Source organism: Streptomyces sp. NPDC032126, from assembly GCF_055580085.1.
Map to the genome: position 1 here is coordinate 56,302 of NZ_JBVIMA010000011.1, position 24,611 is coordinate 80,912.

The 24,611-nt window shown below is 73.2% G+C and carries 19 protein-coding genes; 6 read left to right on the plus strand and 13 right to left on the minus strand.

What is annotated here, in order from left to right; genetic code table 11:
* Positions 1-18: 18 nt before the first annotated feature.
* From ACZ5NW_RS32860 to ACZ5NW_RS32905, 10 genes are all read right to left on the minus strand, one after another.
* The gene (locus ACZ5NW_RS32860; RefSeq protein WP_468747658.1) at positions 19-4,119 is read right to left on the minus strand and encodes a trypsin-like peptidase domain-containing protein; all 4,101 of its coding nucleotides are present in this window, start codon (positions 4,117-4,119) and stop codon (positions 19-21) included.
* Positions 4,103-4,414 (minus strand): trypco2 family protein, encoded by a 312-nt coding sequence (locus ACZ5NW_RS32865; protein ID WP_468747659.1) that lies wholly within the window; start codon positions 4,412-4,414, stop codon positions 4,103-4,105. Before ACZ5NW_RS32865 ends, ACZ5NW_RS32860 begins: the two co-directional genes overlap by 17 nt.
* Before the next feature lie 50 nt (positions 4,415-4,464).
* Positions 4,465-6,480: a beta-galactosidase gene (locus ACZ5NW_RS32870; RefSeq protein WP_468747660.1), complete on the minus strand. Its 2,016-nt coding sequence runs from the start codon at positions 6,478-6,480 to the stop codon at positions 4,465-4,467.
* Positions 6,477-7,799 carry a glycoside hydrolase family 36 protein gene (locus ACZ5NW_RS32875; protein ID WP_468747837.1) on the minus strand — a complete coding sequence of 441 codons (1,323 nt, stop codon included), beginning with the start codon at positions 7,797-7,799 and terminating at the stop codon, positions 6,477-6,479. The genes ACZ5NW_RS32870 and ACZ5NW_RS32875 overlap by 4 nt, the downstream gene beginning before the upstream one ends.
* 37 nt (positions 7,800-7,836) lie before the next feature.
* On the minus strand, positions 7,837-8,724 hold the full coding sequence (locus tag ACZ5NW_RS32880) for a carbohydrate ABC transporter permease (protein ID WP_468747661.1): 888 nt from the start codon (positions 8,722-8,724) through the stop codon (positions 7,837-7,839).
* Positions 8,721-9,701 (minus strand): carbohydrate ABC transporter permease, encoded by a 981-nt coding sequence (locus ACZ5NW_RS32885; RefSeq protein ID WP_468747662.1) that lies wholly within the window; start codon positions 9,699-9,701, stop codon positions 8,721-8,723. The genes ACZ5NW_RS32880 and ACZ5NW_RS32885 overlap by 4 nt, the downstream gene beginning before the upstream one ends.
* Before the next feature lie 8 nt (positions 9,702-9,709).
* Entirely contained in the window at positions 9,710-11,020 is a 1,311-nt protein-coding gene (locus tag ACZ5NW_RS32890) for an ABC transporter substrate-binding protein (protein ID WP_468747663.1), read from the minus strand.
* A 256-nt stretch (positions 11,021-11,276) separates the two neighbouring features.
* Positions 11,277-12,737, minus strand: a complete 1,461-nt coding sequence (locus ACZ5NW_RS32895) for a glycoside hydrolase family 18 protein (RefSeq protein WP_468747664.1) — start codon at positions 12,735-12,737, stop codon at positions 11,277-11,279.
* Positions 12,738-13,157: 420 nt separating this feature from the next.
* Positions 13,158-14,540, minus strand: a complete 1,383-nt coding sequence (locus ACZ5NW_RS32900) for a sensor histidine kinase (RefSeq protein ID WP_468747665.1) — start codon at positions 14,538-14,540, stop codon at positions 13,158-13,160.
* Positions 14,537-15,256 carry a response regulator transcription factor gene (locus ACZ5NW_RS32905; RefSeq protein ID WP_468747666.1) on the minus strand — a complete coding sequence of 240 codons (720 nt, stop codon included), beginning with the start codon at positions 15,254-15,256 and terminating at the stop codon, positions 14,537-14,539. Before ACZ5NW_RS32905 ends, ACZ5NW_RS32900 begins: the two co-directional genes overlap by 4 nt.
* 121 nt (positions 15,257-15,377) lie before the next feature.
* Here ACZ5NW_RS32905 and ACZ5NW_RS32910 point away from each other — a divergent pair, with 121 nt between their 5' ends.
* The 3 genes from ACZ5NW_RS32910 to ACZ5NW_RS32920 all read left to right on the plus strand — a co-directional run bounded on the left by ACZ5NW_RS32910 (position 15,378) and on the right by ACZ5NW_RS32920 (position 18,163).
* Positions 15,378-15,887, plus strand: a complete 510-nt coding sequence (locus ACZ5NW_RS32910; RefSeq protein ID WP_468747667.1) for a hypothetical protein — start codon at positions 15,378-15,380, stop codon at positions 15,885-15,887.
* Positions 15,888-16,007: 120 nt separating this feature from the next.
* Positions 16,008-17,555, plus strand: a complete 1,548-nt coding sequence (locus ACZ5NW_RS32915) for an MFS transporter (protein ID WP_468747668.1) — start codon at positions 16,008-16,010, stop codon at positions 17,553-17,555.
* Positions 17,552-18,163, plus strand: coding sequence for an acyl-CoA-like ligand-binding transcription factor (locus ACZ5NW_RS32920; protein ID WP_468747669.1), 612 nt, complete (start codon positions 17,552-17,554; stop codon positions 18,161-18,163). The genes ACZ5NW_RS32915 and ACZ5NW_RS32920 overlap by 4 nt, the downstream gene beginning before the upstream one ends.
* A gap of 22 nt (positions 18,164-18,185) precedes the next feature.
* Here ACZ5NW_RS32920 and ACZ5NW_RS32925 read toward each other — a convergent pair whose 3' ends face one another.
* Both ACZ5NW_RS32925 and ACZ5NW_RS32930 read right to left on the minus strand, forming a co-directional pair.
* Positions 18,186-19,094, minus strand: coding sequence for a spermidine synthase (locus tag ACZ5NW_RS32925; RefSeq protein WP_468747670.1), 909 nt, complete (start codon positions 19,092-19,094; stop codon positions 18,186-18,188).
* A 387-nt stretch (positions 19,095-19,481) separates the two neighbouring features.
* Positions 19,482-19,916 carry a hypothetical protein gene (locus tag ACZ5NW_RS32930; RefSeq protein WP_468747671.1) on the minus strand — a complete coding sequence of 145 codons (435 nt, stop codon included), beginning with the start codon at positions 19,914-19,916 and terminating at the stop codon, positions 19,482-19,484.
* Between the two features lie 268 nt (positions 19,917-20,184).
* Here ACZ5NW_RS32930 and ACZ5NW_RS32935 point away from each other — a divergent pair, with 268 nt between their 5' ends.
* On the plus strand, positions 20,185-21,654 hold the full coding sequence (locus ACZ5NW_RS32935) for a hypothetical protein (protein WP_468747672.1): 1,470 nt from the start codon (positions 20,185-20,187) through the stop codon (positions 21,652-21,654).
* 45 nt (positions 21,655-21,699) lie between these two features.
* On the opposite strand, the gene ACZ5NW_RS32940 is transcribed toward ACZ5NW_RS32935, so the two are convergent.
* A complete protein-coding gene (locus ACZ5NW_RS32940) occupies positions 21,700-22,296 on the minus strand; it encodes a histidine phosphatase family protein (RefSeq protein ID WP_468747673.1) in 597 nt (198 codons plus the stop codon).
* Between the two features lie 198 nt (positions 22,297-22,494).
* Between ACZ5NW_RS32940 and ACZ5NW_RS32945 the strand changes: the two genes are divergently transcribed.
* A complete protein-coding gene (locus tag ACZ5NW_RS32945; RefSeq protein WP_468747674.1) occupies positions 22,495-23,481 on the plus strand; it encodes a phosphatase PAP2 family protein in 987 nt (328 codons plus the stop codon).
* Positions 23,432-24,583: a hypothetical protein gene (locus ACZ5NW_RS32950; protein WP_468747675.1), complete on the plus strand. Its 1,152-nt coding sequence runs from the start codon at positions 23,432-23,434 to the stop codon at positions 24,581-24,583. The genes ACZ5NW_RS32945 and ACZ5NW_RS32950 overlap by 50 nt, the downstream gene beginning before the upstream one ends.
* Positions 24,584-24,611: the final 28 nt, after the last annotated feature.

Genomic DNA, 24,611 nt, shown 5'->3' on the forward strand with positions numbered 1-24,611 from the left:
CCAAGAGACCTGGTCGGCTCAGATCCCCAAGTGGGCGAAGACCACATCCCGGGCGCGGAGTACGGCGGGTGGGTCGATCTCGGCGAGGATCGGGAGCGCCTCGTCCCAGCCCTCGGGGGTGAGGGCCTCGGCGAGGAGGGTGCGGGCGCGGGGGAGGTCGGGGCCGGGGGCGGGGCGCAGCAGGGTGGCGAAGCGGCGGGCGGTCGGGGGGACGGTCAGCGGGCCGCCGACGAAGGACACCGCGGTCATCTCGTCGCGCACCGCCGCGGCTTGGGCGGCGAGATGGGCGCAGGCCTCGGCGCGTTCCCGGTCGCCTGTCAGGCCCAGGGCGATCCTCCGGGCGTCGTCGTGTTCGCCGAGTGCGGCGCAGGCCAGCGCGACGACGGCGGCGCCACGGGTGTGGGTGGGCCAGGTGTCGCGGGCGCGGGCCGCCGCGAGCAGGTCACGGGCGCCGGCGGGATCATCGTCGGCCAAGGCCAGGGCGAGCAGGGCCGGTTCATGGTCGTGCTTGGGTGTGTCCGTGGCCCGGTCCCGCAGGAATCCGCGCAGGGTGAGCGCGTGGTCCGGGGCGTGCCGGGCCACGGCGACGAGGAGTTGGGCGATGCGCAGCACCGGCGCGTCGCGCATGCCGGGCACCACGCGGTCCGCCCAGCGCCGCGCCGCGTCGGGGGCCTGGGGCCACAGCTCCTCGACCAGTTCCACCCGGGCGTCGTCGCGATCGTCCTGACCGAAGGGCATCTTCGGTCTCTCCTCCAGGAGTTCCAGCACTCGTTCGGCCGCTCCGGCGCGGACCAGTGCCTGGAGGACGACGGTGCGCACGGTCAGCATGAGGAGTGAGGAGTCGTGGGCCAGCTCGTACGCCCGCTCGGCGAGGCGCAGTGCCCGGTCCCGGTCGGTACGCGCCACGGAGAGGGACGTCGTGGCGTACCCCCAGGCGCGGACGACGGGGGTGGGGACCGCCTGGAGCAGGCGTTCGGCGTCGTCGTGGAAGCCGGCCGCCGCGAGCGCGCCCGCGAAGGAGCCGAGGGCGACCTCGTGGCCGTAGGAGGCCCGGTCCGACCAGGCGCTGTGTCCGTGTTCCGCCTGGCGCAGCAGGCGCAGGGCCCGCTCGGGGTCGTCGGCGGCGACGTGCGCGGCGAGCGTCGCCAGTGCCTCGGCCACCATCTCCCAGGGGTGGCTGTCGGTGCTGTGCGGCAGCAGGGCCGCGAGTTCCTCGGCACGGCCCGCCTCGGCGAGCAGGCGTACGGTGCGTGCGGTGAGCCCGGGTTCGAGGCCGATGTATCCGCGCAGTTCGCCCTCGCCGAGCGCCTGCCAGGCCTCCGCCGCCCGGCCCTCCCGCGCCCAGGCCGTGACGATCTCCCGCCACAGGCCGCGGCGGACGCCGATCTGGGCCTGGTTGGGCACCAACCGCACGGCCCGTACCAGCTGTTGGGCCTCGCCCGGTCGGCCGCACGCGGCGAGTCCGCGGGCCCGGTCGCGCAGTTCCCACACGTCCTGCGGTGGCCGCCGTTCGTCCGTCGCGGGCGCGGCGAGTGCGGCCAGGGCGTCGGCGTCGTGCGGGCGGGCCCGACGCAGGGCCTGTGCGGCCACGGCGGGCAGGTTGCCGGGTTCGCGGGCACGCCGTCGGGCCATGGCGGCGATGTCGTCGTAGAGGCGGTCCGCCTCGGCGGGGTGGCGAGCGACGGTCCAGGCCTCGGCGACCGCGATGAGCCCCGGTATCCGCTCCGGCCGGGGCCACACGCCCTTGGCGTACAGCTCCGCCAGGCGCAGGATCGCGGCCGCCTCGTCCGGATCCGGGAGCAGGACGGCGGCGGCGGTGAGCGTCTCGACGTAGGGCCCGTAGCCCGACGGATGCACCGGCCGGGGCAGTGCCCGCAGTTCGCGCGCCGCCTCGTCGGTCCGGCCGGCCCGGGCCAGCGTCTCGGCGAACACGCCCCGGGCCCGGACGACGTCGGAGAGGTCGGCGCTGCTGTCGCCGGACGTGGCCGCCGATGCCATGCGGACCGCTTCCTCGGCCACGTCCACGGCCCGCCGGTCGCCCCGTTCCGCCAGCGCGCGGGCCACCTGGCTCATGGCGCGGGCGCGGTGGAGGGGCCGTAGGACGCTGCGGGCCAGGCCGAGGGCCTGGCGGGCGCGGCCGAGCCGGGCGTACACGGCGGGGATGTCCGGGTGCAGTGCCTCGTTGCGCTGGGCCACGAGATCGCCGGCCGCCCCGAGCGCGGCCAGCGCGCCCAGGTCGTCGGGGGTGACCCGGCGTACCGCCTCGCGGGCGGCGGCGATCTCGGCGAGGCAGGCGGCGTCGCTGCCCGTGGCGTCCCTGAGGAGGTCGCGGCGGCGGACGTCCACGGCGAGGTCGGTGAGGCGGGCGGGCTCCCGGAAGTGGGCGAGGAGACGGCCGTAGGGCTGGAGGAGGTAGCGCGGGGTGCTGTCGGGCCAGCCGCGCTCCTCGTAGGTCCGCGCCCAGGTGTGCAGGCGGTCGACGTAGGCGGCCAGGTCGGGGCCGAGTTCGTCCTGGGCGGCGGTGAGGAGGGTGTCGTGGGCGAAGAGGTAGCCGCTGCCCACCAGGTAGAGGGTGACGTCGCCGCCGCTGTCGGCGCCGACGCCCCGCCGGCGCAGCAGCCGTCCGAACGCCCGGCCCAGCCGCCGGTTCAGCTCGTAGGCGGTCTCACCGGTGAGTTCCCGCAGGTCGTCGATGGTGAGCGGGCCGCGGGCGGCGGTGAGGAGGCCGACCAGGTCGCGTTGGAGCCGGTCTCCGGACAGCGCCTGCTGGAGGTCGTACGTGGCCTCGTGCTCGGTGTGCCGGGAGGCGGCCGTGGCCGACAGCTTCGTCACCGGGCAGGCGCGCAGCGGGTGTCCGCCCTTGACGTCGGCGGGGATCCCGGGGCTCGTGCGGCCGGTCACCAGGACGCGGACGTTCGCCGGGAGCCGTTCCGGCAGGAGCGAGGCGATGCTCGTGCCGGTGCGGCCGGGGGTGAGGGACTGGTCCTCGTCGAGGCCGTCGACGACGAGGAGGAGGGTGCCGCCGTCCCGCGCGACCCGGTCCGCCGCCTGGCGCAGCAGCAGTCGGCGTTCGCCGTCGCGGGCGACCGCGGTGGCGGTGGCGGCCGGTTCGCGGCCCGCGATCGTGGCGAGCTGGTCGATGACGGCGGCCGTGTAGGCGTCGCCGTCGGACTGGCCGGCGTGGCGCGCGGTGATGAAGAACCAGACGGGGACGACACCGCGCGGCGGATGCAGCGCGAACCAGGACACGAGGGCCGTCTTGCCGGCCCAAGGCGGTCCTTGGAGCCAGAGATACGGCTCCCGGCCGGCGCAGAAAGCCACGAGCTCTTGAAGCTCGGCCTCCCGGTCCTCCAGTAATTCGGGGGCGATGTCGGCGAGTTGGGCGCGGTAGACCTCCTGGACGAGGTCGAGTCCGGTGGCGGGCAGCGCGGAGGGCAGGGCATCGGAGCGCAGTCCGTGGCCCAACAGCGCTTCGAGCGCGGCCAGTCGGTCCGCGTCCAGCGCGAGCGACCAGCCGTCCACGCGGCTCGCCGCGATCCTGCCGACGCCGTCCGCGCGGTGGTGCCGGCTGACCACGCCGATCAGACGGCCGCCGCTGAAGACGGCCGCGCCGGACATGCCCTCCCAGGGGTCCCGTCCCGGTTCCGGGTCCTCGGCGGGCGGCGGTGAGGTGACGCCCAGGTCGAGGGTCCCCTCGCGCCGGTTGGACAGCACCGCGCAGGTCGCCCGCAGGTGCTCGGCGTCCCGGAAGCGTGAACCGTCCGCGTCCGTACGGAGCTTGAAGCGGGGGAAGCCGAGCGCGGCGCAGCTCAGCACCGCGTCCACGTCGGCGACCCGGCCGTACGACACCGGCGGCACGTCGTGCTCCGGCACCGTCAGCACCGCCACGTCGATGCCCGTGTGCGCCCACGCCACCGCCGCCTCGACGGTCCGCTCCCCCGGCCGGTCGGCCTCGAAGCGCGCCCGGACGCCCGACGCGCCCTCGACGACATGTGCGGCGGTCAGGACGACGCCGGGCCGGACCAGGTATCCCGAGCCCCGACGGCCGCCGTCCGGCGCCGCGACGACGATCTCCGCGGCCCGCTCCGGCCGCAGGCCCCGCTCAGCGTTCGCCGTCAACCTCGCCGCCCGCGATCGACACGGTCCTCGGCGCTCCGCCGTCCGCCGGTACGACCTTCGGGGTGAGGGTGAGGGTGACCCGCTGGGTCTCGGCGTGCCCGTACTTGCCGTTGGCCCCGGCGTCGACGACCCACAGGCGCACCTTGGCGTCCCCGCCGGCCTCCCGGGTGACGGCGACGGACGCCTCGACCTCGACCGGCCCCAGCTCGAACCGCAGGGACTCGCCCTGTCCGTCGGCCAGCGCGGTGGTCAGCTGCGTCCGCAACTCCCGGATCATGTCGGCCAGTTCGATCACGCGTCCCCCTTGTGCAGCGGTGCTCAGATGCTACAAGGGGGACGCCCGTCTCACGGGTGGTGCGGCAGCCTGACCACGGCCACCTCACCCGCCCCGATCCCGACCCGGCCGTCCGGCACCGGCTTCCCGGTGAGGAGTTCCGTGGCCCCGTCGGGCACGCGGATCTCCGCTCCCCGGCCGCCGTGGTCGATCAAGAACAGGTAGTCCGCGTCCGGGCCCCGGCGGCGGGCCGCCTCCAGGCCTTCGGGGAGGTCGTCCAGGACGGGGCGTACGCCCGCGTCCTCGCACATGCGGGCGAGCAGCGCGCCCAGCGCCTCCGGGTCCGGGCGGGTCGCGACGTAGTACGTCACGCCGTCGCCGTACGTATGGCGGGTCACCGCCGGGCCGCCGGCGAGGGGGCCGTCCGTGTAGGACGAAACCGCCCGCGCGCCCTCCAGACGTACGCGCTCCGACCACAGGGTCGCGGTGGCGCCGCCGGTCAGGGAACGCGTCTGCCCCGGCAGCAGCGGGAACAGCTCGTCCGTGCGGACGCCCAGGGCCTCGCGGAACGCGCCCGGGTAACCGCCCAGCCGGACATGGCAGTTCTCGTCGACCATGCCGGTGTGGAAGCCCACCGCCAGGGTGCCGCCGCGCCGGGCGTACGAGGTGAGGTTCTCGGCGCCCGTGTCGTCCACCAGGTACAGCGCGGGGGCGAGGACCAGGCGGTACGCGGACAGGTCGGCGTCCGGGCGGACGAAGTCCACGGCCACGCCGGCCCGCCACAGCGGCTCGTACCAGGAGCGGACCTGGTCCAGGTAGCGGACCTCCTCGCTCGGCTGGGACGGCAGTTCCAGGGCCCAGCGCGCGTTCCAGTCCCAGACGACGGCCACCTCGGCCGTGCCGGTGCTGCCCTTCACCTCCGCCAGCGCCTTCAGATCCGCGCCCAGCCGGACCACGTCCTGCCAGATCCGGCTGTCGGTGCCGGCGTGCGGCAGCATCGCCGAGTGCCACTGTTCGGCGCCCGCCCTGGCCGCCCGCCACTGGAAGTAGGCGATGCCGTCGGCGCCGCGCGCGACATGGGCGAGGGCGTTGCGGCGCAACTCCCCCGGCTCCTTGGCGCGGTTGACGGGCTGCCAGTTCACCGCGCCGGTGGAGTGCTCCATGAGCAGCCACGGCTCGCCGCCCGCCAGGGAGCGGACGAGGTCGCCGCTGAGCGCGATGTCGATCTGCGACTCGGGATCGGTGGAGCGCAGATAGTGGTCGTTGGAGACCACGTCGAGCCGCGGGGCCCAGCGCCAGTAGTCCAGCGCGTCGAAGTTGTACATCACCATGAAGTTGGTGGTGGCGGGGATGCCGGGGGCCGCATCCCGCAGCACCTCGCGCTCCGCCGTGCACAGCGACAGCAGTTCGTCGCTGCAGAAGCGGCGCCAGTCCAGCTGGTGGGTCGGGTTGGGGACGGCGCCGGTCGCGCGGGGCGGGAGGATCTCCTCCCAGTCGTAGTACCACTGGCTCCAGAAGGTGGTGCCCCAGGCGTCGTTCAGCGCCGCCAGATCGTCGCCGTACTTCTCCCGCAGCCAGCCCCGGAACGCCGCCGCGCTGGTGTCGCAGTAGCACTCCGCGTTGTGGCAGCCGTACTCGTTGTGGATGTGCCACATCGCCAGCGCCGGGTGGCCGGCGTAGCGCGTGGCGACGGCGCGGGCGATCCGCAGGGCCGCCTCGCGGTAGGCGGGGCTCGACGGGCAGAACGTCTGGCGGCTGCCGTACGACAGGGTGCGCCCGTCGCGGTCGACGGGCAGCGCCTCCGGGTGCGCGCGGAAGAACCACGCCGGGGGTGCCGCGGTCGGGGTGGCGAGGTCCGCGGCGATGCCGTTCTCGTGCAGCAGGTCGAGGACCTTGTCCAGGCGCGCGAAGTCGTACTCGCCCTCGCGCGGCTCCAGCAGCGCCCACGCGAAGATGCCGACGCTGACCATCGTCACCCCGGCCTCGCGCATCAGGCGCATGTCCTCGGCCCAGACGTCCTCGGGCCACTGCTCGGGGTTGTAGTCGCCGCCGTAGGCGAGGCCGGGCAGGTTCAGGGTGGGCTTCATCGGGCGGCTCCGCTCAGCAGGCGGCGGGTCGTCGCGACGCCCCACTCGTCCAGGGACATCAGTCGGTCGCTGGAGGCCATCAGGCCCCCGGTGGTCTCCACGTGGGCCGCCCAGCGCTCCCGGGTCTCCACGGCGGGGCGGGCCATCAGGCAGTCGGGGTCGTTGATCCAGAGCCGGCCGTGCTGCCATTGGCGGCCGGCGCCGGTGAACTCGGCCGGGTCCTGGCCGGGCTGGCTGTAGTCGTCGGCCTCGGGGCGCCGGTGCGGGGCGGTGTCGGGGCTGACCCGCATCGCGTCGAACAGGCCGATGGAGGGCAGGATCGGGGCGCCGCAGCCCAGCAGGTAGGCGTCCGCGCCGATCGCCTCGCGGATCAGACCGATGCCCGCCCGGTACGCGGTGAGCGCGTCGGCGCCGGAGTGGCGTACGCCGTCCAGGGCGCCCGCGTAGAGGAAGTCGACCTTGAAGTAGTCGTAGCCCTCGGCGCGCAGCGTGGCGTAGACGTCACGGAGGTAGGCGGCCGCGCCGGGGTGGGTGGTGTCCAGGACGTACAGGTCGTGGCCCCAGTTGCGGCCGGCGTGGGTCAGGCCGCCGTCGGGGTCGCGCACCAGCCACTCGGGGTGGTCCGCCGCGAGCTCGCTGCCCGGGTCGACGAGGAAGGGGGCGGTCCAGATGCCGGCGCGGCGGCCCCGGGCGCGGATGGCGTCGGCGATGCCGGCGCGGGAGCGGAAGCGGCCGGAGAGGGTGAGCCAGTCGCCGAGGGCCTTCTGGTAGCCGTCGTCGATCTGGACGACGTCGACGGGCAGGTCGAGGGTGTCCATCGCACGGAGGTTCTCGTGGATGTCGTCCTCGGTGACGGCGGTGAAGTACTCGTACCAGGAGCACCAGACGGTGGGGGCGGGGCGGGGGGCGGGCAGACCGAGGCCGTCGGCCCAGTCGGCCAGCGCGCCCCGGATGCCGCCGGGGCCCGAGTAGGACCAGTGGTCCACGTCGCCGTCGGCGCTGATGTGCGCGTGGCCGTCGCGGATCTCCAGCCGGATGGACGGCACCGACCGCAGGGGGTCCGGTGCCGCCCACACCTCGACGGGCCCGTCCTCGCCCTGGGGGGCCAGGGCGAGCAGTCCCTCCCCCTGGAAGACGCCCGGCGGGACCGTGCGCCCGGGCCGGTAGCAGACCGTGGCCCAGTTGTCGTTCGTCGGGCGGTACGGCGTCGCGTCGAGCCGGTAGGCGCCGCTGGGGCTCCAGGACTGCCAGCCCTCTTCGTGGACCAGCGCCCGGCTCGGGTCCACGGGGACGGTCGGACGGTGGGTCACGGGGGCCATGAGGTTGTGCACGGGGTTCTCTTTCGCGTGGTGCCGGTCAGCCCTTGTTGGAGCCCAGGGTGAGACCGCTGACGAACTGGCGCTGGAGCGCGAAGTACACGACCAGCGTCGGGATCGCGGTGAGCAGCGAGCCCGCGGCGACCAGGTTGGGGTCGGTGAAGTACTGCCCGGAGAGGTTGTTCAGGGCCGAGGTGATCGGCATGTTCTCGCCGGTGGAGATCAGCACGAGGGCCCAGAAGAAGTCGTTGTAGATCCAGATGGACAGCAGGGTCGCCAGGGCGGCCATCGCGGGCTTGCACAGCGGCAGGGTGATCTGCCAGTACAGCCGCCACACGGAGGCGCCGTCGACGAGGGCGGCCTCGGTCAGCTCGTGGGGCAGGGAGCGCATGTAGTTGCTCAGGACGAAGGCGCAGAAGCCGGACTGGAACGCCACATGGATGAGGACCAGGCCGAGCGCGGAGTCGTACAGCTTGCCGCTCATCGTGATGCCGGGCAGGTCGATGAGCAGGTACATGCGGTACAGCGGGGTGATGATGACCTGCTGGGGCAGCAGGTTGCCGGCCGTGAAGACCAACAGCAGGAAGAGGTTGACGCGGAAGTCGAACCGGGCGACGTAGAAGGCCACGCAGGACGACAGGAACAGGGTGAGCAGCACCGCCGGGACCGCGATGACCAGCGTGTTCCCGAAGTAGTGCAGCATGTCCGACTGCTGGAAGGCGTTGGTGAAATTGTCGAGGCTCAGCTTGTCGGGCCAGGAGACATAGCCCTTGTCGCTGGTCTCGGCGTACGGCCGCAGGGCCGCGTAGATCGCCCACAGCAGGGGGGCCAGCCAGGCGAGGGCCATGCTGGCGAGGAAGACGTGCAGCACGATCCGGGCGGGGCGGACGGGCGCGCGCTTCTTCAGTGCGACCGTGGCGGTGCTCATGATCGCCGCTCCTTCCGGAAGGTCGCGATCAGATACGGGATGATCACGACGAGGGAGATCAGCAGCAGGACCACGGCGATCGCCGAGCCGTATCCGATACGGCTGGACTCGCCGATGATGTTGTTGGTGACCAGGATCGACAGCAACTCGGTGCCCTGGGCGCCCTTGTTGAAGACGAAGACCAGGTCGAAGGCGCGCAGGGCCTCGATGATGGTGACGACCAGGACGACGGTGTTGGTGGGGCGCAGCGTCGGGAAGATGACGTTCTTGAAGGTCTGCCACTCGCCGGCGCCGTCGAGCGCGGAGGCCTCCCGCAGGGACGGGTCGACGCTCTTCAGACCGGCCAGGTAGAGGATCATCATGTAACCGGTGTGGCGCCAGGACGCGGCGACCAGCACGGCCCACAGGTTGAGGTCCGGGTCGCCGATCCAGTCGATGTAGTGGCCGGGCTTGTTGGCGCCGATGATGCTGTTGATCAGGCCCGTGTCCGGGTTGTAGACCAGCTGCCAGACGAAGCCGATGCACGCCAGCGAGATGACGACGGGCAGGAAGAACGCCGTCTGGTAGACCCGGCTGAACCTGATCTTCTTGTCCAGCATCACGGCCAGGAGCAGGCCGAGCGGCGTGGGGATCAGGATCAGCACCACGAACCAGATGATGTTGTGCTGGACAGCGGGCCAGAACTGCGGGTTGTCGGTGAACAGCTGCTTGAAGTTGTCCAGCCCGACCCACTGGATCGAGTCGAAGCCGATGCCGTTCCAGGTGGTGAAGGCGAGGGCGATGGAGGCGAAGGCGGTCACCCAGACGAGTGCCACGTGCAGGATCGTCGGGATGCCGGCCATCAGACCGAGCGTGAGCCGGTCGCGGCGGGTCAGCAGGCGCCGGTGCCCCTGCTGGACCCGCTTCTTCTCGGACGCGTGCCCCGGAGGCGGCACGGCGGCCGCCTCCGGGGACTTCGTGGGGGTGTCGGTCGTCATGAAGAGAGTCACTCCGACGCGAAGATGGTCTTCTTCTGGCGCTCGATCGACGAGAGCAGACTGTCGACGTCCTTGGGGTTCTGGAGGAACTTCTGCAGACCCGGCTGCATCACCGTGGAGGTGAAGTCGGGGCGCGAGTCGCGGTCCATGAACTGGGTGAGGCTCTTGGCGCCGCCGATCATCTCGAACGCCTTCTTCTGCAGGGCCGTGTACGAGGCCGTGCTGGCCTTGTTCGAGGCGGCGACCACGCTGGGGTCGGCCTTGAGGTAGATCTCCTCGGCGGCCGGGGTGCCCAGGTACTCCAGGAGCTTGGTCACGCCCTCCTTGTTCTTCGGGGACTTGCTGACCATGAAGCCGTCGGTGGGCGCCTCCACGGTGTCCTGGCCGAACTGGGAGTTGATCTCCGGGAAGGGGAAGAAGTCGAGGTCGTCGACGTCGGCCTGGTTGGTGAACTGCTGGGCCACGAAGGAGCCCAGGAGGTACATGCCGGCCTTCTTCGCCACCAGGGTCTGGGCGGCGTCCTGCCAGGTGCGGCCCATGAAGCCGTCCTGGTGGTAGGGGAGGATCTCGGACCAGTGGTCGAAGACGGCCTTGACCTTGGCGTCGGTCCAGGAGGCCTTGCCCCCCATCAGCTCGACGTGGAAGTCGTAGCCGTTGACGCGGAAGTTGATCTGGTCGAAGGTGCCCATCGCCGGCCAGGCGTCCTTGTCGCCGAAGGCGATCGGGACCAGGCCGTCCTTCTTCATCTGCTTGCACAGGGCGACCAGCTGGTCCCAGGTGGTGGGGACGGTGTAGCCGTGCTGCTGGAAGACGCTCTTGCGGTAGAAGATCGCCCACGGGTACGTGGTCAGCGGCACGAAGTAGTACTTGCCGTCCTCGCCCTTGCTGAGCTTGTGCATCGCCTCGGGGAAGTTGCCCCCGATCTTCTGCCACACCTCGTCGACCGGGGAGGCGAGGCCCTTCTTCGCGAAGAACTGCATGCGGTAGCCGGCGAACCAGTTGAACACGTCGTCCGGCGTGCCCTGCAGATACGAGTTGATCTGCTCCTGGAAGGTGTTGTGGTCCTTGGTGTTGACCTTGACCGTGATCCCGGACTGCTTCGTGAAGCCCTGGTAGATCTCCCCGTAGGCCTTCTTCGGCACGGCGTCGGACTGGTTGGAGCCCAGGGTGACGGTCTTGGGGTCGGACCCGGTGCCGCTGCCGCCGCAGGCGCTGAGCAGGGGTATGCCGGCACCGAGGACGGCTGCGCCGCCTATGCCGCGCAGCAGGGTGCGGCGGCTCGGGGACGGGAGGGAGAGACCGGAGGGCGTGAGGGGCATGTCGGCTCCTGAGGGCTGAGGCTCGGCTCACCATGACCGAGCGAGCGGGATTCCGTCGTAACCGACCAGAAACCAACTCGACCGAACATGGTGGCGCAATAACAGTCGTATGTCCGGTCATGCGTCAAGGGCCTCCGGCCCCATTTGTCGAAACGCAACGAACACGTTTGTTCGGAAAAAAAAAAAGAGGACAAGGAAAAAAAAAAAAAAAAGCCACGCGCCGGGGTCCCCCCCGCCTCGTGGACCTGCGGGTGTGTCAGTTGAAGGCCGCGAACGCCTTCGAGAAGGCGAACGGCTCCTGGACGATCGAGCTGCAGGTGGCGTCGGCGACATTCTTCGCACCGCCCGCGCACGCCTTGTCGCGGGTCGCGGACCACATCGACAGCCAGCCCAGGCCCTTCGACTTCGCAAAGCCCACCAACTGGGAGGCGTCCGCCACCGTGAAGGTCTCGGCGGCGACGTCGTTGACGCCGATCATCGGGGTGACCGCGACCGCCTTCCAGGCCGCGCTGTCGCTCAGCCCGAGCACGCTCTTGATCTGCGCCTGCGTGGCAGTCGCGGCCTGCTCGGCATACGTGCCCATGTCGCCGCTGTACGCCGGCCCGTAGTCCATCGCCATGATGTTGACCGCGCTGATCCTCACGCCGTTGGCCTTCGCGTCCGCGACCAGGTTCACACCGTCCTGGGTCAGGCCCTCCGGCATCACCGGGAGGGTGAAGGAGACGTCCAGACCGGGGTGGGTCGCCTGGAGCTTGGCGATCGCCTGAGCGCGGCGGGTGTTGGCGGCCGCGTTGGGCAGCGCGCCGCCCTCGATGTCGAAGTCGGCCTTGGTGAGCTGGTAGGCGTCCACGACCCTGCCGTACGCCGCCGCCAGCGCGTCCGCCGAGGAGCAGGTGGTGCCGAGCTCGGAGCCGGAGGCGCCGCCGAAGGAGACCCGCACAGCGCCGCCCTTGGCGCGCAGGGCGCCGATCTGGGAGGCCACGCCGTCGCTCGCGAGGTCGGTGACCCCGCCCCACTTCGGCGTGCAGCCGCCGCCGTCGGTGATGAACGCGAGGTTGAAGTTCTTCACCCCGGTCGCGGTGGCGCTCGCGAGGAGGTCGAAGGCCGGGTAGAGCGAGGTGTCGACGTACGGGGCGAAGGCTGCGGTGGCGGGGGTGCCGGTGCTCCCGGAGGGCTTGGGGGTGGGGCTCGGGCTCTGGGTGGGCGTCGCGCTCGCGGTGGCGGTGGCCGTGGGGGTCGCGGTCGGCGTGGCGGGCTGGGTCGGGCGGCCGCTCGGCTCGGGCGTGGCGCCGGTGTCGGCGGAACAGGTCGCGCCGTCGATGCGACAGCCGGTCGGATCCGCCGTGCCGTTCACGACGAAGCCGACGGTGACCGATTCGCCGGCCGCCAGCCCGTCCGTGTCCCACTTCGGCGGGCGCACGGTGATGTGCTGACCGCTCACGCTCGACTCGCCGTTCCACAGCGAGCTGAGCCGGGCGCCGGACGGCAGGTCGAACTCCAGCGTCCAGTCGGCCTTCACGCCCGCGGTGTTGTTGGTGACGACGTACTGCGCGGTGTACCCGGTCGACCAGTCGCTGGTCTTCGTGTACGCCGCGCCGATGCCGGCGGCCTGGGCGGTGCTGGTGAACAGGACGACACCGCCGCCGACGACGGCCGCCGCGACGACACCGCCGATCACTTTGTTCCTGCCGCTGATCTTGCGCCGGTGCGTGCTCATCGCGTGCCTGCCTTCACTGCTCAGGGGGGTGGGGGCGGGGTGGGGTGCGGCAGCACGCTAGCGATCCGGAATCGGGCAAATGGCCTGATCCGGACGGTGGTTGAGGATCTTAGGGTGCGCTTAAGGAAGGGATGGGGGGCGGTTAAAGGTCGAGACCAATTCCGGGCTCGGCGGGGTCGCGGCCGGGCGGAATCCCGGCTCGGCGGGGTCGCCGGGCGGGTGGATTCCCGGTGTGTCGACGGGGGCTCGGCGCGGTCGCCGCCGGGCGGAATCCCGGCTCGGCGCGGTCGCCGCTGGGGCGGATTCCCGGCGCGTCGGCGGCGGCACTGTGCGGTCGCCGCCCGGGCGGGACTCCCGGTGCGTCGGCGGGCGCTCAGCGCGGTCGCCGCCCGGGCGGAATCCCGGCGCGTCAGCGGGGGCTCAGCGCGCGGGTGTCCAGCGTCTGCGCCGCCGTACCGCCCCCCGGTGGCCGCGTCGGCGGCCCGGGATCCGTGCTCTTCCGTCCAGTTGGATCCAGATGCGCACCTCGGTGCCGCCCAACACCGATGAGCCGATCCGGACGTCCCCGCCCGTCGACTCGGCGAGCCGGCGCACGATGTCCAGGCCGAGGCCGGTCGAGCCGTCGCTGCCGGAGCCTCGGCCGCGCGCCATCGCCGCCTCGGGGTCGGCTATGCCGGGCCCGGCGTCCGAGACCAGCACGATCACCGCGTCCTCGCCGTTGTGCACGTCGACCGCGAAGGCGGTGCCCTCCGGGGTGTGCCGGAAGACATTGCCGAGCAGGGCGTCCAGCGCGGCCGCGAGGTCGGCGCGGGCCACCGGTATCCGCACCGGCCGGTCCACTCCGGCCGTACGCACTTTGCGGCCCTCGTCCTCGGCGAGCGCCGACCAGAAGGCCATCCGCTCCCGCACCACCTCGGCCGCGTCGCACCCGGCGCCCGGACCGGCGGTCGCCGTCTGCGGCTTGGCCTCTCGGGCCGTACGGATGATGGTGTCGACCTCTCGCTCCAGCTGCGCGACCGCCGCCCGGGTCTGCTCGGCGGACGGCGAGTCCCCGAGCGAGGCGGCGTTCAGCCGCAGCACGGTCAGCGGGGTGCGCAGCCGGTGCGAGAGATCGGCCGCCAGTTCCCGCTCGTTCGCCAGGAGTTGTACGACCTGGTCGGCCATGGAGTTGAACGCGACCGCCGCCCGCCGCAGTTCGGTCGGCCCTTCCTCGGGCACCCGTGCGCCCAGCTGTCCCTCGCCCAACTCGTGCGCCCCCTCGGCCAGTAGTCGAGCGGGCCGCACCATCCGTACGCCCAGCCGGTCGGCGACCGCGACGGAGCCGACGACGAGCGCCACGCCCACGGCGGCCAGCACCGCCCAGGCCGTGCCGACCCCGTTGCTCACCTCGGACTCGGGGACGAACACCTCGATGACCACGGTCCCGAGGCTGAGGGCGACCGGCTGGAGCAGCGCGGAGCCGCCGGGCACCTCGGCGGTGGACGCGCGGCCCAGCGTGCGTACCGCCGCGATGTCCTCGGCGGTGGCGCGCTGCCGGCCGAGATCCACGGCGGCGCGGCCGGCACCGGCGGGCAGGTGCACGGCCATCCCGTCGTCCGCGCCGGCCGAGGCGACGACCCGTTCCAGCTGGTCGCGGTCGGTGGTGATGGACAGCGCGGGCACGACGACGGCGGCCTCCCGCTCGGCGTTGGAGAACGCGCGGTCGCGGGCCATCTCCTTGACGACCAGCCCGAGCGGCACCGCGAACGCCACCACGACCATGGTGGTGACGGCCAGGCAGACCTTGACCAGCGCCCACCTCATCGCACCGGCTCCGGGCCCGGAAAGTCCTCGGCGGGCGGCTCCAGCTTCACCCCGACGCCGCGCAGGGTGTGCAGATAGCGCGGCCGGGCGGCGGTCTCCCCCAGCTTGCGGCGCAGCCAGGACAGATGGACGTCGATGGTCTGGTCGTCGCCGTAGGACTGCTGCCACACCTCGGCGAGCAGTTCGCGGCGGGGCACGACGACCCCGGGGCGGCCGGCCAGGAAGGCCAGCAGGTCGAACTCGCGGCGGGTGAGGTCGAGTCGGACTCCGTCCAGCTCGGCCTGGCGGCGCAGCGGGTCGACGGTCAGGCCGCCGACGCGCAGCACGCTGGAGGGCGGGGCCTCGGCGGTGCCGGCGCGGGAGCGGCGCAGTACGGCGGCCATCCGGGCCGACAGGTGCTCGACGGAGAACGGCTTGGTGAGATAGTCGTCCGCCCCGGCGTTGAGCAGCCGGACGATCTCCGTCTCGTCGTCGCGCGCGGTGGCGATGATCACCGGAACGTCGGTGATGCCGCGCAGCATCTTCAGGGCCTCGGAGCCGTCGAGGTCCGGCAGTCCGAGGTCGAGGATGACCAGGTCGAAGCGGAAATGGGCGACCTCGCGCAACGCTTCCAGCGCCGTGCCGACGCTGCGCACCGTGTGGGCGGCGTCGGTCAGATGCCGGATCAGCGCCGAGCGTACGAACTGGTCGTCCTCGACGACGAGCACACTTGCCATGCGCCGCACCGTACGCCATGCCGTCGGACCGGACCGGGCCTGTGGACAACTGCCTGTGGATAACTCCGGGCAACTCCGTACGGGCGACACCCGTGTGACGGGTGAGGCAGGATGACCGGCGATGCGCAGAGGACTCGTACTCGTACTGGCCTGGTCGCTCGCCACGGGCGCGGCGGTCACGCTGTCATGGTGGGGTGTGCACACGGTGATGGCGGGCACGGCCTACGACCCGCCGCGCGCCCTGCCGATCGCGGCGGCCGACGCGACGGGGCAGCAGGCGAAGCCGCTGACGCCGGCGACGGGCCGCCCGGCCCCTTCGCCGTCGCCCACACCGTCCGCCGACCCGAAGCCGAGCCGGACGCCGACGCGATCGCCGTCTCCGTCGCCTTCGCGGCAGACCACCGCCTCCGGCCAGGTGAAGAGCTACGACACCGACGGGGGCCGGGTGGTCTTCGACCTCGGCAGGAGCTCGGCGACCCTCGTGTCGGCGACCCCGGGTGCGGGCTGGTCGATGCAGACCTGGACCACGGAGAGCTGGATCCGGGTGGAGTTCGCCTCGGGCGCGGACCGGGTCTCGGTGTTCTGCACCTGGCACGACGGCCCGCCCCGGGTGGAGGTGGGGACGTACTGAGCATTCGGGGCGGGCCGACGCCCGAGGCGACTGGAAAAGTGAAAGCCAACTAAATATTGACAGTCGACTCTCATTTGGGGGTAGCCTCTCAGTAGGTTGCTTTCCCTATGGGAGGTCGTCATGACCGCACGTGCTGTCTCCGCCTCACCCCGCCGCTGGCTCGCCCTCGCCGCGCTCACCCTGAGCGTGCTGCTGGTCGGCCTCGACGGCACCGTCATCAATGTCGCCCTGCCGACGATGGCGGGCGAACTCCCCGCCGACAGCGCTCAGTTGCAGTGGATCGGCGGCGGCTATCTGCTCGCCCTGTCCGTCGCGATGCTCCCGGTCGGCCTGCTCGGCGACCGCTTCGGCCACAAGCGGCTCCTGCTCGGCGGCATCGCCCTGTTCGGCCTCGCCTCCCTGGGCGGGGCGCTGGCCGAGACACCGGCCCAGGTCATCGCGGCACGGGCCGTCCTGGGCCTCGGCGCGGCCGCGATCATGCCGCTGTCGATGGCGATCCTGCCGCGCGTCTTCGCCCGGGAGGAGCTGCCGCGCGCCATCGCCGTCTGGACGGCGGCCACCGCGCTCGGCATGCCGGTCGGCCCGGTGGTCGGCGGCTGGCTCCTCGACCACTTCTGGTGGGGCTCGGTCTTCCTGTTCAACGCGCCCGTCGCCGCCCTCGCCGTACTCGCCGGCCTGTGGCTGCTGCCCGCCGACACCGCCACCCGGACCGCCGCCCCCTTCGACATGCTCGGCACCGTCCTCGGCGGCCTCGGCATCACCGCCCTCGTCTACGGCACGATCCTGATCCCGCGCGACGGCTGGACCGCCCCGGCGGCGCTCGTCCCGCTCACCGCGTCCGTCGCCCTCCTCGCCGCGTTCGTCGTACGCGAGCGCCGGTTCCCGCACCCGATCGTCGATCTGCGCCTCTTCACCGACCGCCGCTTCCTGTGGGGCACCCTGATCGCCGTCTTCGTCAACTTCGCGGTGATGGGCATCCTGTTCGTCGTCCCCCAGTACCTCCAGGCCGTCCTCGGCCACGACGCCCTCGGCACCGGACTGCGCGTGCTGCCCCTGATCGCCGGCCTGATGGTGTCGGCGACGGCGAGCGAGGCGGTCGTTCCGCGCCTCGGCGCCCGTACGGTGATCCCGCTCGGCCTCGCGCTCCTCGCCGCCGGCGCCCTCCTCGGCGCCACCACCCACGTCTCGGACGGCTACGGCTTCACCGCGCTGTGGCTCGCCCTGACCGGCCTGGGCTTCGGCCTCGCGGTCGTCCCGGCCACGAGCCTCGTGATGGGCGCCCTGCCCGGCGACAACACCGGTTCCGGCACCAGCCTCCTGGAGACCGTCCAGCAGCTCGGCTCGGTCCTCGGCGTGGCCGGCCTCGGCAGCCTGCTCGGCTACGGCTACCTCGCCCACCTGCGTACGGATGGCCTCCCCGCGCCGGCGGCGGACGCGGCCCGCGACTCGGTCACCGGCGCGGACGCGGTGGCGGCACAGCTGCACGACACCGCCCTCACGGCCTCCGCCCACGCCGCCTTCGTCCACGGCATGAGCCTGGTCCTGGTGGCGTGCGGGGCGATCGCCCTGCTGGGCGCGGTGCTGGCCGCGCGGTTCCTGCCGGGGCGGACCACCTGCTCGAGGACGGTGGCCCGCGCGCTCCCCGAGCCCGCAGAATCGGTCGTATGACGACGCACGAGACCTCCGCCGCGCCCGCCCTCGGCCTGCGGGAACGCAAGAAGCGCCAGACCCGCGAACGCGTCCGCCGCGAGGCCTACCGCCTCTTCGCCGAGCAGGGCTACGAGGCGACCACGGTCGACCAGATCGCGGACGCGGCGGAGATCTCGCCCAGCACCTTCTTCCGCTACTTCCCGACCAAGGAGGACGTGGTCGTACGGGACGAGTACGACCCCGTCCTCGCCGAGGCCCTGCGCGCCCGCCCCGCCGACGAGCCCGTCGTGGAGGCGATCGTCAACTCCCTGAAGGGACCGATGGGCGCCTTGCTGGACCAGGACCGCGAGGAACTCCTCCTGCGCACCCGCCTCATCTTCACCGACCCGGTGCTCCGCGCCCACAACCTGGCCGAACAGGAACGCAGCGAGCGCGCCCTCGCCGAGATCATCGCCGAACGCGCCGGCCGCGACTCCGCCGACCTGGAGGTCGGGTGCGCGGCGGCGGCCATCATCGCCGTCTTCACCACCCTCGTACGGCACTGGGTGGAGAGCGACGGCCGGGAGGACCTGGCCGGGCTGTACGAGCGGTATCTGCCGCTGTTGTCCCGGGGGTTGGACTTCTGAGCGACGCGGCGGCGTGGCGTTCCTAGCGGAACACCGAGGGCGGCGGCGCCGGTGAGGCGACCGCCGCCTCGTCCGTCACGGGGGTCGCGCCGCCGGTGAAGTCGGTGAGGGTCCGGCCGTGTTCGACACGGGCGGGGTGCGGGTCGGAGGCGGCGCGGCGGGTGAGTTCGGCGACCGGCAGCGGGAGGTCGGCGGCGACCAGCACCGCGTTGCCGAACCGTCGGCCCCGCAGCACGGCCGGGTCGGCGATCAGGGCGAGCTCGGCGAAGCGGGCGGCGGCGGTGGCGATCTGGCCGCGCAGATGGGCGAGGGGCGGCCCGTCGGCGAGATTCGCGACGTAGGTACCGCCGGGGCGCAGGGCCCTGCGGACGTCGTCCAGGAACTCCACCGAGGTCAGATGGGCCGGGGTGCGGGCCCCGCTGAAGACGTCCGCGACGACGAGGTCGGCCCAGCCGTCCGGCACCTTGGCCAGGCCCTCCCGGGCGTCCACCGACCGCACCCGGATCCGCGCGCCGGGGTCCAGCGGCAGCTCCCGCCGCACCAGCTGTACGAGGCTCGCGTCCCGCTCGACGACCTGCTGGGTGGAGCGGGGGCGGGTGGCGGCCACGTACCGGGCGAGGGTGAGGGCGCCGCCGCCGAGGTGCACGGCCTGCACGGGCTTTCCGGGCGGGGCGACGAGGTCGATGACGTGGCCGATGCGGCGCTGGTACTCGAAGGAGAGGAAGGCCGGGTCGTCGAGGTCGACGTGGGACTGCGGGGCTCCGTCGACGAGCAGCGTCCAGGCCCGGGCGCGGTCGGGATCGGGCACGAGCTGCGCGAGCCCGCCGTCGACCTGCTCGACGACGGCCTCGGCCCCGCCTCGCCCCCGCCGCGCACCCCCCGACCGAGGGCCGCCGCCACGCGCCTGCCGACCACTACTGGACCTTCCCATCCACCCATTTTCGCAGGGGCCGAAGGGGGGTGCTCACGCGTGGCGCGGGGGTGCTCACGCCCGGCCGCAGGGGTGCGGGCTCGCGGCGCGGCGGGGGCACAGAGCAGAGGGGGCCGGTGCGGACGGGAGGCTCGCGGCGCAGTTGCGGGGCTCGCGGCGGGGAGGGGGCCCGCGGCGCAGACGGGAGGCTCGCCACGCAAAGGGGCGCAGTTCGGCGCGGGTCAGCTCGCGCAGCTTCGGCACCCGGCGCAGGCCCCGCCCGCGCGCGGGACGGCGGCCCCGTGCCCTCATACCTCCACTTCGGCGCCCTCCCGGCGCGAAGGGGGCCCGCGGCGCGGACGGGAGGCTCGCGGGGCAAAGAAGAAGTCGCAGCGCAGGCAGGGCTGCTCACTCGCGGCTGTCGGCTGCCTCGATCATGCGGGCCGCCTCGCCCAGGGCGCGGCGCAGTACGGCCGGGTCCGTCGCGAGGTCGGCCTCGCCGGGGGGCAGCAGCCAGTCCGAGCCCGCCACGGGCGGCTCGGGGTCCAGGCGCAGTCCGCGGCCGTCGGTCTCCGTGCAGGTGCTGCCGGGCAGGTCCCAGCCGGCGGCCGTCCCGGCCGGGACCACGAAGCCGAGGGTTCCGGTGCCGTCGTCGTGCAGGACGGGCCCCACGGCGTCGCAGGCGCCGCGCCGCATGATGTCGACCGCCTCCAGCCCCTGCCGGGCCGGAACGCTCACCACGTCGCACCCGTGGCCCGGCGGGAGCACACCGCATTCGGCGCTCGGGGCGTGCCCCGCGGTCGTCAGCGGCATACAAGGATCGATGCTCTGGCTGGTCTCCATGCCGGCCTCCACACGACGGAACCCCTCTTGCAGTCCGCAGGGTCCAACGCCCCACCGCGTCAACGGCTACGCCGGAAGTCCGCCGCAAAGGATGGCAGTTCATGGCAGATCGTGGATGAGATATCCGGTTTGTAGCCAAACACCGCATGGCGCCCCGGCGGCAGCAGGTACGTTCTTGCCCGCCGGAAACAGGGCGATCACCTCCTTAAATCGGTCAAGTCACCCCATTTCCGGCATGGTTCGACGGTTCGCACGAGAGGACCCGGCCATGGCGTCGTCAACGGTGCCCTCCCCCCGGCCCCCCCGGCCCAACCTCGCGTTCCGGCGCGTCCGCGGACAGCGTTCCCCCGCGGAGTTCGCCGCGCTGGTCCGGCGGGCCGCCCGCGAGATCGGCGAGCGGGTCAGCTGCGACGCGCGCTACATCGGGCGCGTCGAGGCGGGCGAGATCCGCTGCCCCAATTACGCCTACGAGCGGGTGTTCCTGCACATGTTCCCCGGCCGCACGCTCATGGACCTGGGGTTCGCGCCCCGCTCGGCCGTCCGCGGACGCGGGGCGCGCCCAGCGGACACCGCACCGGACGGAGAGCTCGCGCGCCCGGCGCGGGCCCTCGTCCGCGCGCACGGCGCGATTGAGACGCCCGGGGCGTACGAGCCGTATGACACGCAGGACTTGTATGACACGCAGGACTTGTACGACACGCACCACAACCACGAGGAGAGCGACGTGCTGCGTCGCGCATTCATGACAGGCGGCGGAGCCACCGTGGCCGCCGCCTCCCTGGGCCCCCTCGGGCTCGCCCTGGACGCGTCGACCGCACAACGGCCGGTCCGTCGCGCCGGGTCGAGCGAGGCGAGCGCCCTGGAGGAAGCGGTCCGCAGGATCCGGCTGCTGGACGACCGCCACGGCGCCGACGGCCTCTACCGGCGCGCGGCCGCCCCGCTGCGCGCCGCCTACGCGCTCCTGGACGCCGGTACGACGCGCCAGGCGACCTCCGACCGCATCCACTCGGGCGCCGGTGAACTCGCCATCTCCGTGGGCTGGCTGGCCCACGACTCCGGCCGCTTCGACGACGCCCGCTCGCACTACGCCGAGGCGCTCGCCACCGCGCGCGTGAACGGCGACCAGGCGCTGGAGGCCCACGCCTTCTGCAACACGGCGTTCCTCGCGCGCGACGCGGGGCGGCCCCGGGAGGCCGTGCGGGCGGCGCAGGCGGCCCAGCGGGTCGCGAGACCCCTCGGCTCCGCGCGCCTGATGTCCCTGCTCGCGCTGCGCGAGGCCGGCGGGTGGGCGGGGCTCGCCGACCGCACCGGCTGCGAACAGGCCCTGGTGCGGGCCCAGGCCCTCTTCGAGCGAGGCCCCTCGGACGCCGACCCCGAGTGGATGAGCTTCTACGGAGAGGCCGAGCTGGAGGCGCTGGAGGCGCAGTGCTGGTCCACGCTGGGGGACTGGCCGCGCGCCGCCCGTCACGCGGCCCGCGCCGCCGACCTCCAGGACCCGCACTTCACCCGCAACATCGCGCTGTACACCGCGGAACTCGCCGACGACCTCGCCCGCGGCGGCCGCCCCGACGAGGCGGCGACGGCCGGCCGGCGCGTCCTGGACCTCCTGGAGCAGGTCCAGTCCTCCCGCATCCAGACGATGCTGGCGGGCACCGCCCGGGTGCTGCTCCCGCACCGCAGGGCCACGGGCGTCTCGGCGTTCCTGGAACGGCACGCCGCCCGGCCCCGCGCGGTCTGAGCCCGCCCCGCGCGCGATGCCGGCCCGCCGGGCGTCCCGGCCCGGTCAGCCCGCCAGATGTCCCAGGTCGTTCCAGCTCTCGATCGCCGGCTCGCCGTAGGCCCAGGACAGGACCGAGAGGGACGTCGGGTTCAGGCGTATGCGGGCGGCGAAGTCCATGGGGAGGCCCAGCCAGCGGGCGCCTATGGACCGCAGGATATGACCGTGGGCGAAGATCAGCACGTCGCGGTCGGCCGCGCGCGCCCAGGCGACCACCTCATCGGCGCGGGCCGTCATCTCCGCCAGCGACTCACCCTCGGGGACGCCGTCGCGCCATATGAGCCAACCCGGGCGGACGGCCTGTACCTCGGCGGGCGTCAGGCCCTCGTACGCGCCGTAGTCCCACTCCATGAGCGTGTCCCACGCGGTGGCCCGCTCGCCGAAACCGGCGAGTTCGCACGTCTCCCGCGCGCGTGCCAGCGGACTCGTGCGCACCTCGACCCCGGGCAGGCCGTCGAAGGGCGCCCGGTGCAGGCGCTCCCCGAGCAGCTTCGCGCCCCGGCGGCCCTCTTCGAGCAGCGGTACGTCGGTCCTGCCGGTGTGCTTGCCGGACAGCGACCACTCCGTCTGTCCGTGCCGGGCCAGCAGGATGCGCGGTGCCATGGGAGACCTTCCGGGTGAACAGCTGAAATCGAGCGGCGAACCCCTCCATCATCGCGCACCCTGGACGAGGGCAACCCGGTGGCCGGTCTCAGCGTCTTGTGGGCCGGGGGTGCTCCGGGCGCCCGCATCCACACGCCGTAAAGTGTCACCCTCGTGCCACAGCGTGCCGCAGCGACCACAGAAGGGGGAGGCGATCGGATGCCCCAGACCGAGACACCGGGCACCGAGGCGGCCTCGCGAATCCGGCTGCGCTGGTGGGCGGAGCTGCCCCTGATCCTGCTGGTGTACGCCTGCTACTCGGCGGGGCGCCTCCTCGCGCGCGGCGACGTCGATTCGGCGGTCGACCACGGCCTGGCGATCCTGCGCATCGAGAAGTTCCTCCACATCAACGCCGAGCACCCGCTCAACCGGCTCTTCACGCGCGAGACATGGCTCGGCGTCCCGGCCGACTTCTGGTACGCCTCGCTGCACTACGTGATCACGCCGCTGGTCCTCGTCTGGCTGTTCCGCTTCCGCGCCCCGCAGTACCGCGCGGCCCGCACCTGGCTGATGTCGTCCACCTTCATGGGCCTGATCGGCTTCACCCTGCTGCCGACCTGCCCGCCCCGCCTGCTCTCGGCGGGCCACGGGTTCGTGGACACGATGGCCCAGTACAGCTCGTACGGCTGGTGGGGCGGCGACGCGAGCGCCCCGCGCGGCATGGGCGGCATGACCAACCAGTACGCGGCGATGCCGAGCCTGCACGTGGGCTGGGCCCTGTGGTGCGGCGTCATGCTGTGGCGCTTCGGCGGCAACCGCGCCACGAAGGCGGCCGGTGTCCTCTACCCGCTGATCACCACGATCGTGGTGATGGGCACCGCCAACCACTACTTCCTCGACGCGGTCGCGGGCGCGGCCGTGATGGGCGTCGGCCTGCTCGTGACGCCGCTCGTGCTGCGCGCCCTGGACCGGATCCGGGCCCGGTTCGCCACCCGGGTCCCGGCCCTCGCGCAGGGCGCGGACACCGCTCAGGCCACGCAGAGCACCCCTCAGGACCCGACACGGGCCACGATTGTCAGTGGCGAGTGCCAGACTTCGCCGGGTGAGCGATTTCCACGGCAGCGCGAAACACGGCTCGGCACCGGAGCCGAGCCGAGTGCCTCTCCCACGGACGCGGGGGAAGGCACTCCGGCAGCGGCTCGCTGAGCTGCGCGGACCGGACGTCCCGGCCAAGGCGCTCGACGCGCGCGCCCTCGCGGCGCTCGCCTCGAACCCCGGCTGCCGCCGCCGCGCGATCCTCGACGGCGCCGGGGTGGACAAGACCGCCCTGGCCGACGCGCTCGGCTCCCCCTCGGCCTTCGGCCAGTCCCAGTTCGCCCTGACGCGCGGCAACGCCTTCGAGGCGAAGGTGAAGGCGGACGGCGGCGCCGAACTGCTGCGGCTGGTCCACGAGAAGCTGGACCGCACGGCCGAGCCGCCCGCCGGCGGCGCCGCCACACCCGACCTGACGGCGATCGGCCCCGAGGGGCGCACGGCGCGTACGGCGCTGGCGCTGCGCGAGGCCACCGAGGCACGCGGCACCTGGACCCTGCTCGACCATCCGATGCTCGCCCTCGACGTCGCCGGCTCCCCCGCCTTTCTGGAGCCGGACGCGGTGGTCGTCCACCCCGACGGCAGCTGGACGGTCGTCGAGATCAAGTCCTTCCCCATGCTGGACGGCGCGGCGGACCCGGCGAAGGTCGGCGCGGCCGCCCGCCAGGCCGCGGTGTACGTGCTCGCGCTGGAGGAGATCGCCGCGCGCCTCACCCGGGGCGGCGACCCGGCGCCCCGCGTGCGGGAGCGGATCCTCCTCGTCTGCCCGAAAGACTTCTCCAACGCGCCGACCGCCTCCGCCGTCGACATCCGCAAGCAGCGCGCGGTCACCCGCCGCCAGCTGGTCCGGCTCACCCGCCTCCAGGACATCGCCGACGCCCTCCCCGAGGGCACCTGCTTCGCCCCCGACCTGCCCGCCGAGCAGCTCACGGCCGCCGTCGACGCGGTCCCGGCGGTCTACGCCCCCGAGTGCCTGTCCGCCTGCGAACTGGCCTTCCACTGCCGCGCCCGCTCCCGCGCGTCGGGCGCGGTGACCAGCCTGGGCCGCTCGGTCCGCGCCGACCTCGGCGCCCTGACGACCACCGACGACGTCCTCGCCGCCGCCCACGGCCACCGCGGCGACCCGGACGACCCGGCGGTGGCGGCGCTGCGACGGGCGGCCGCCCTGCGCGCGGAGGCGCTCGCCGCCGCACCGGCGGGAGGTGCGGCCCGGTGAGCACGCCCACCCCGCCCGCGACGGCGCC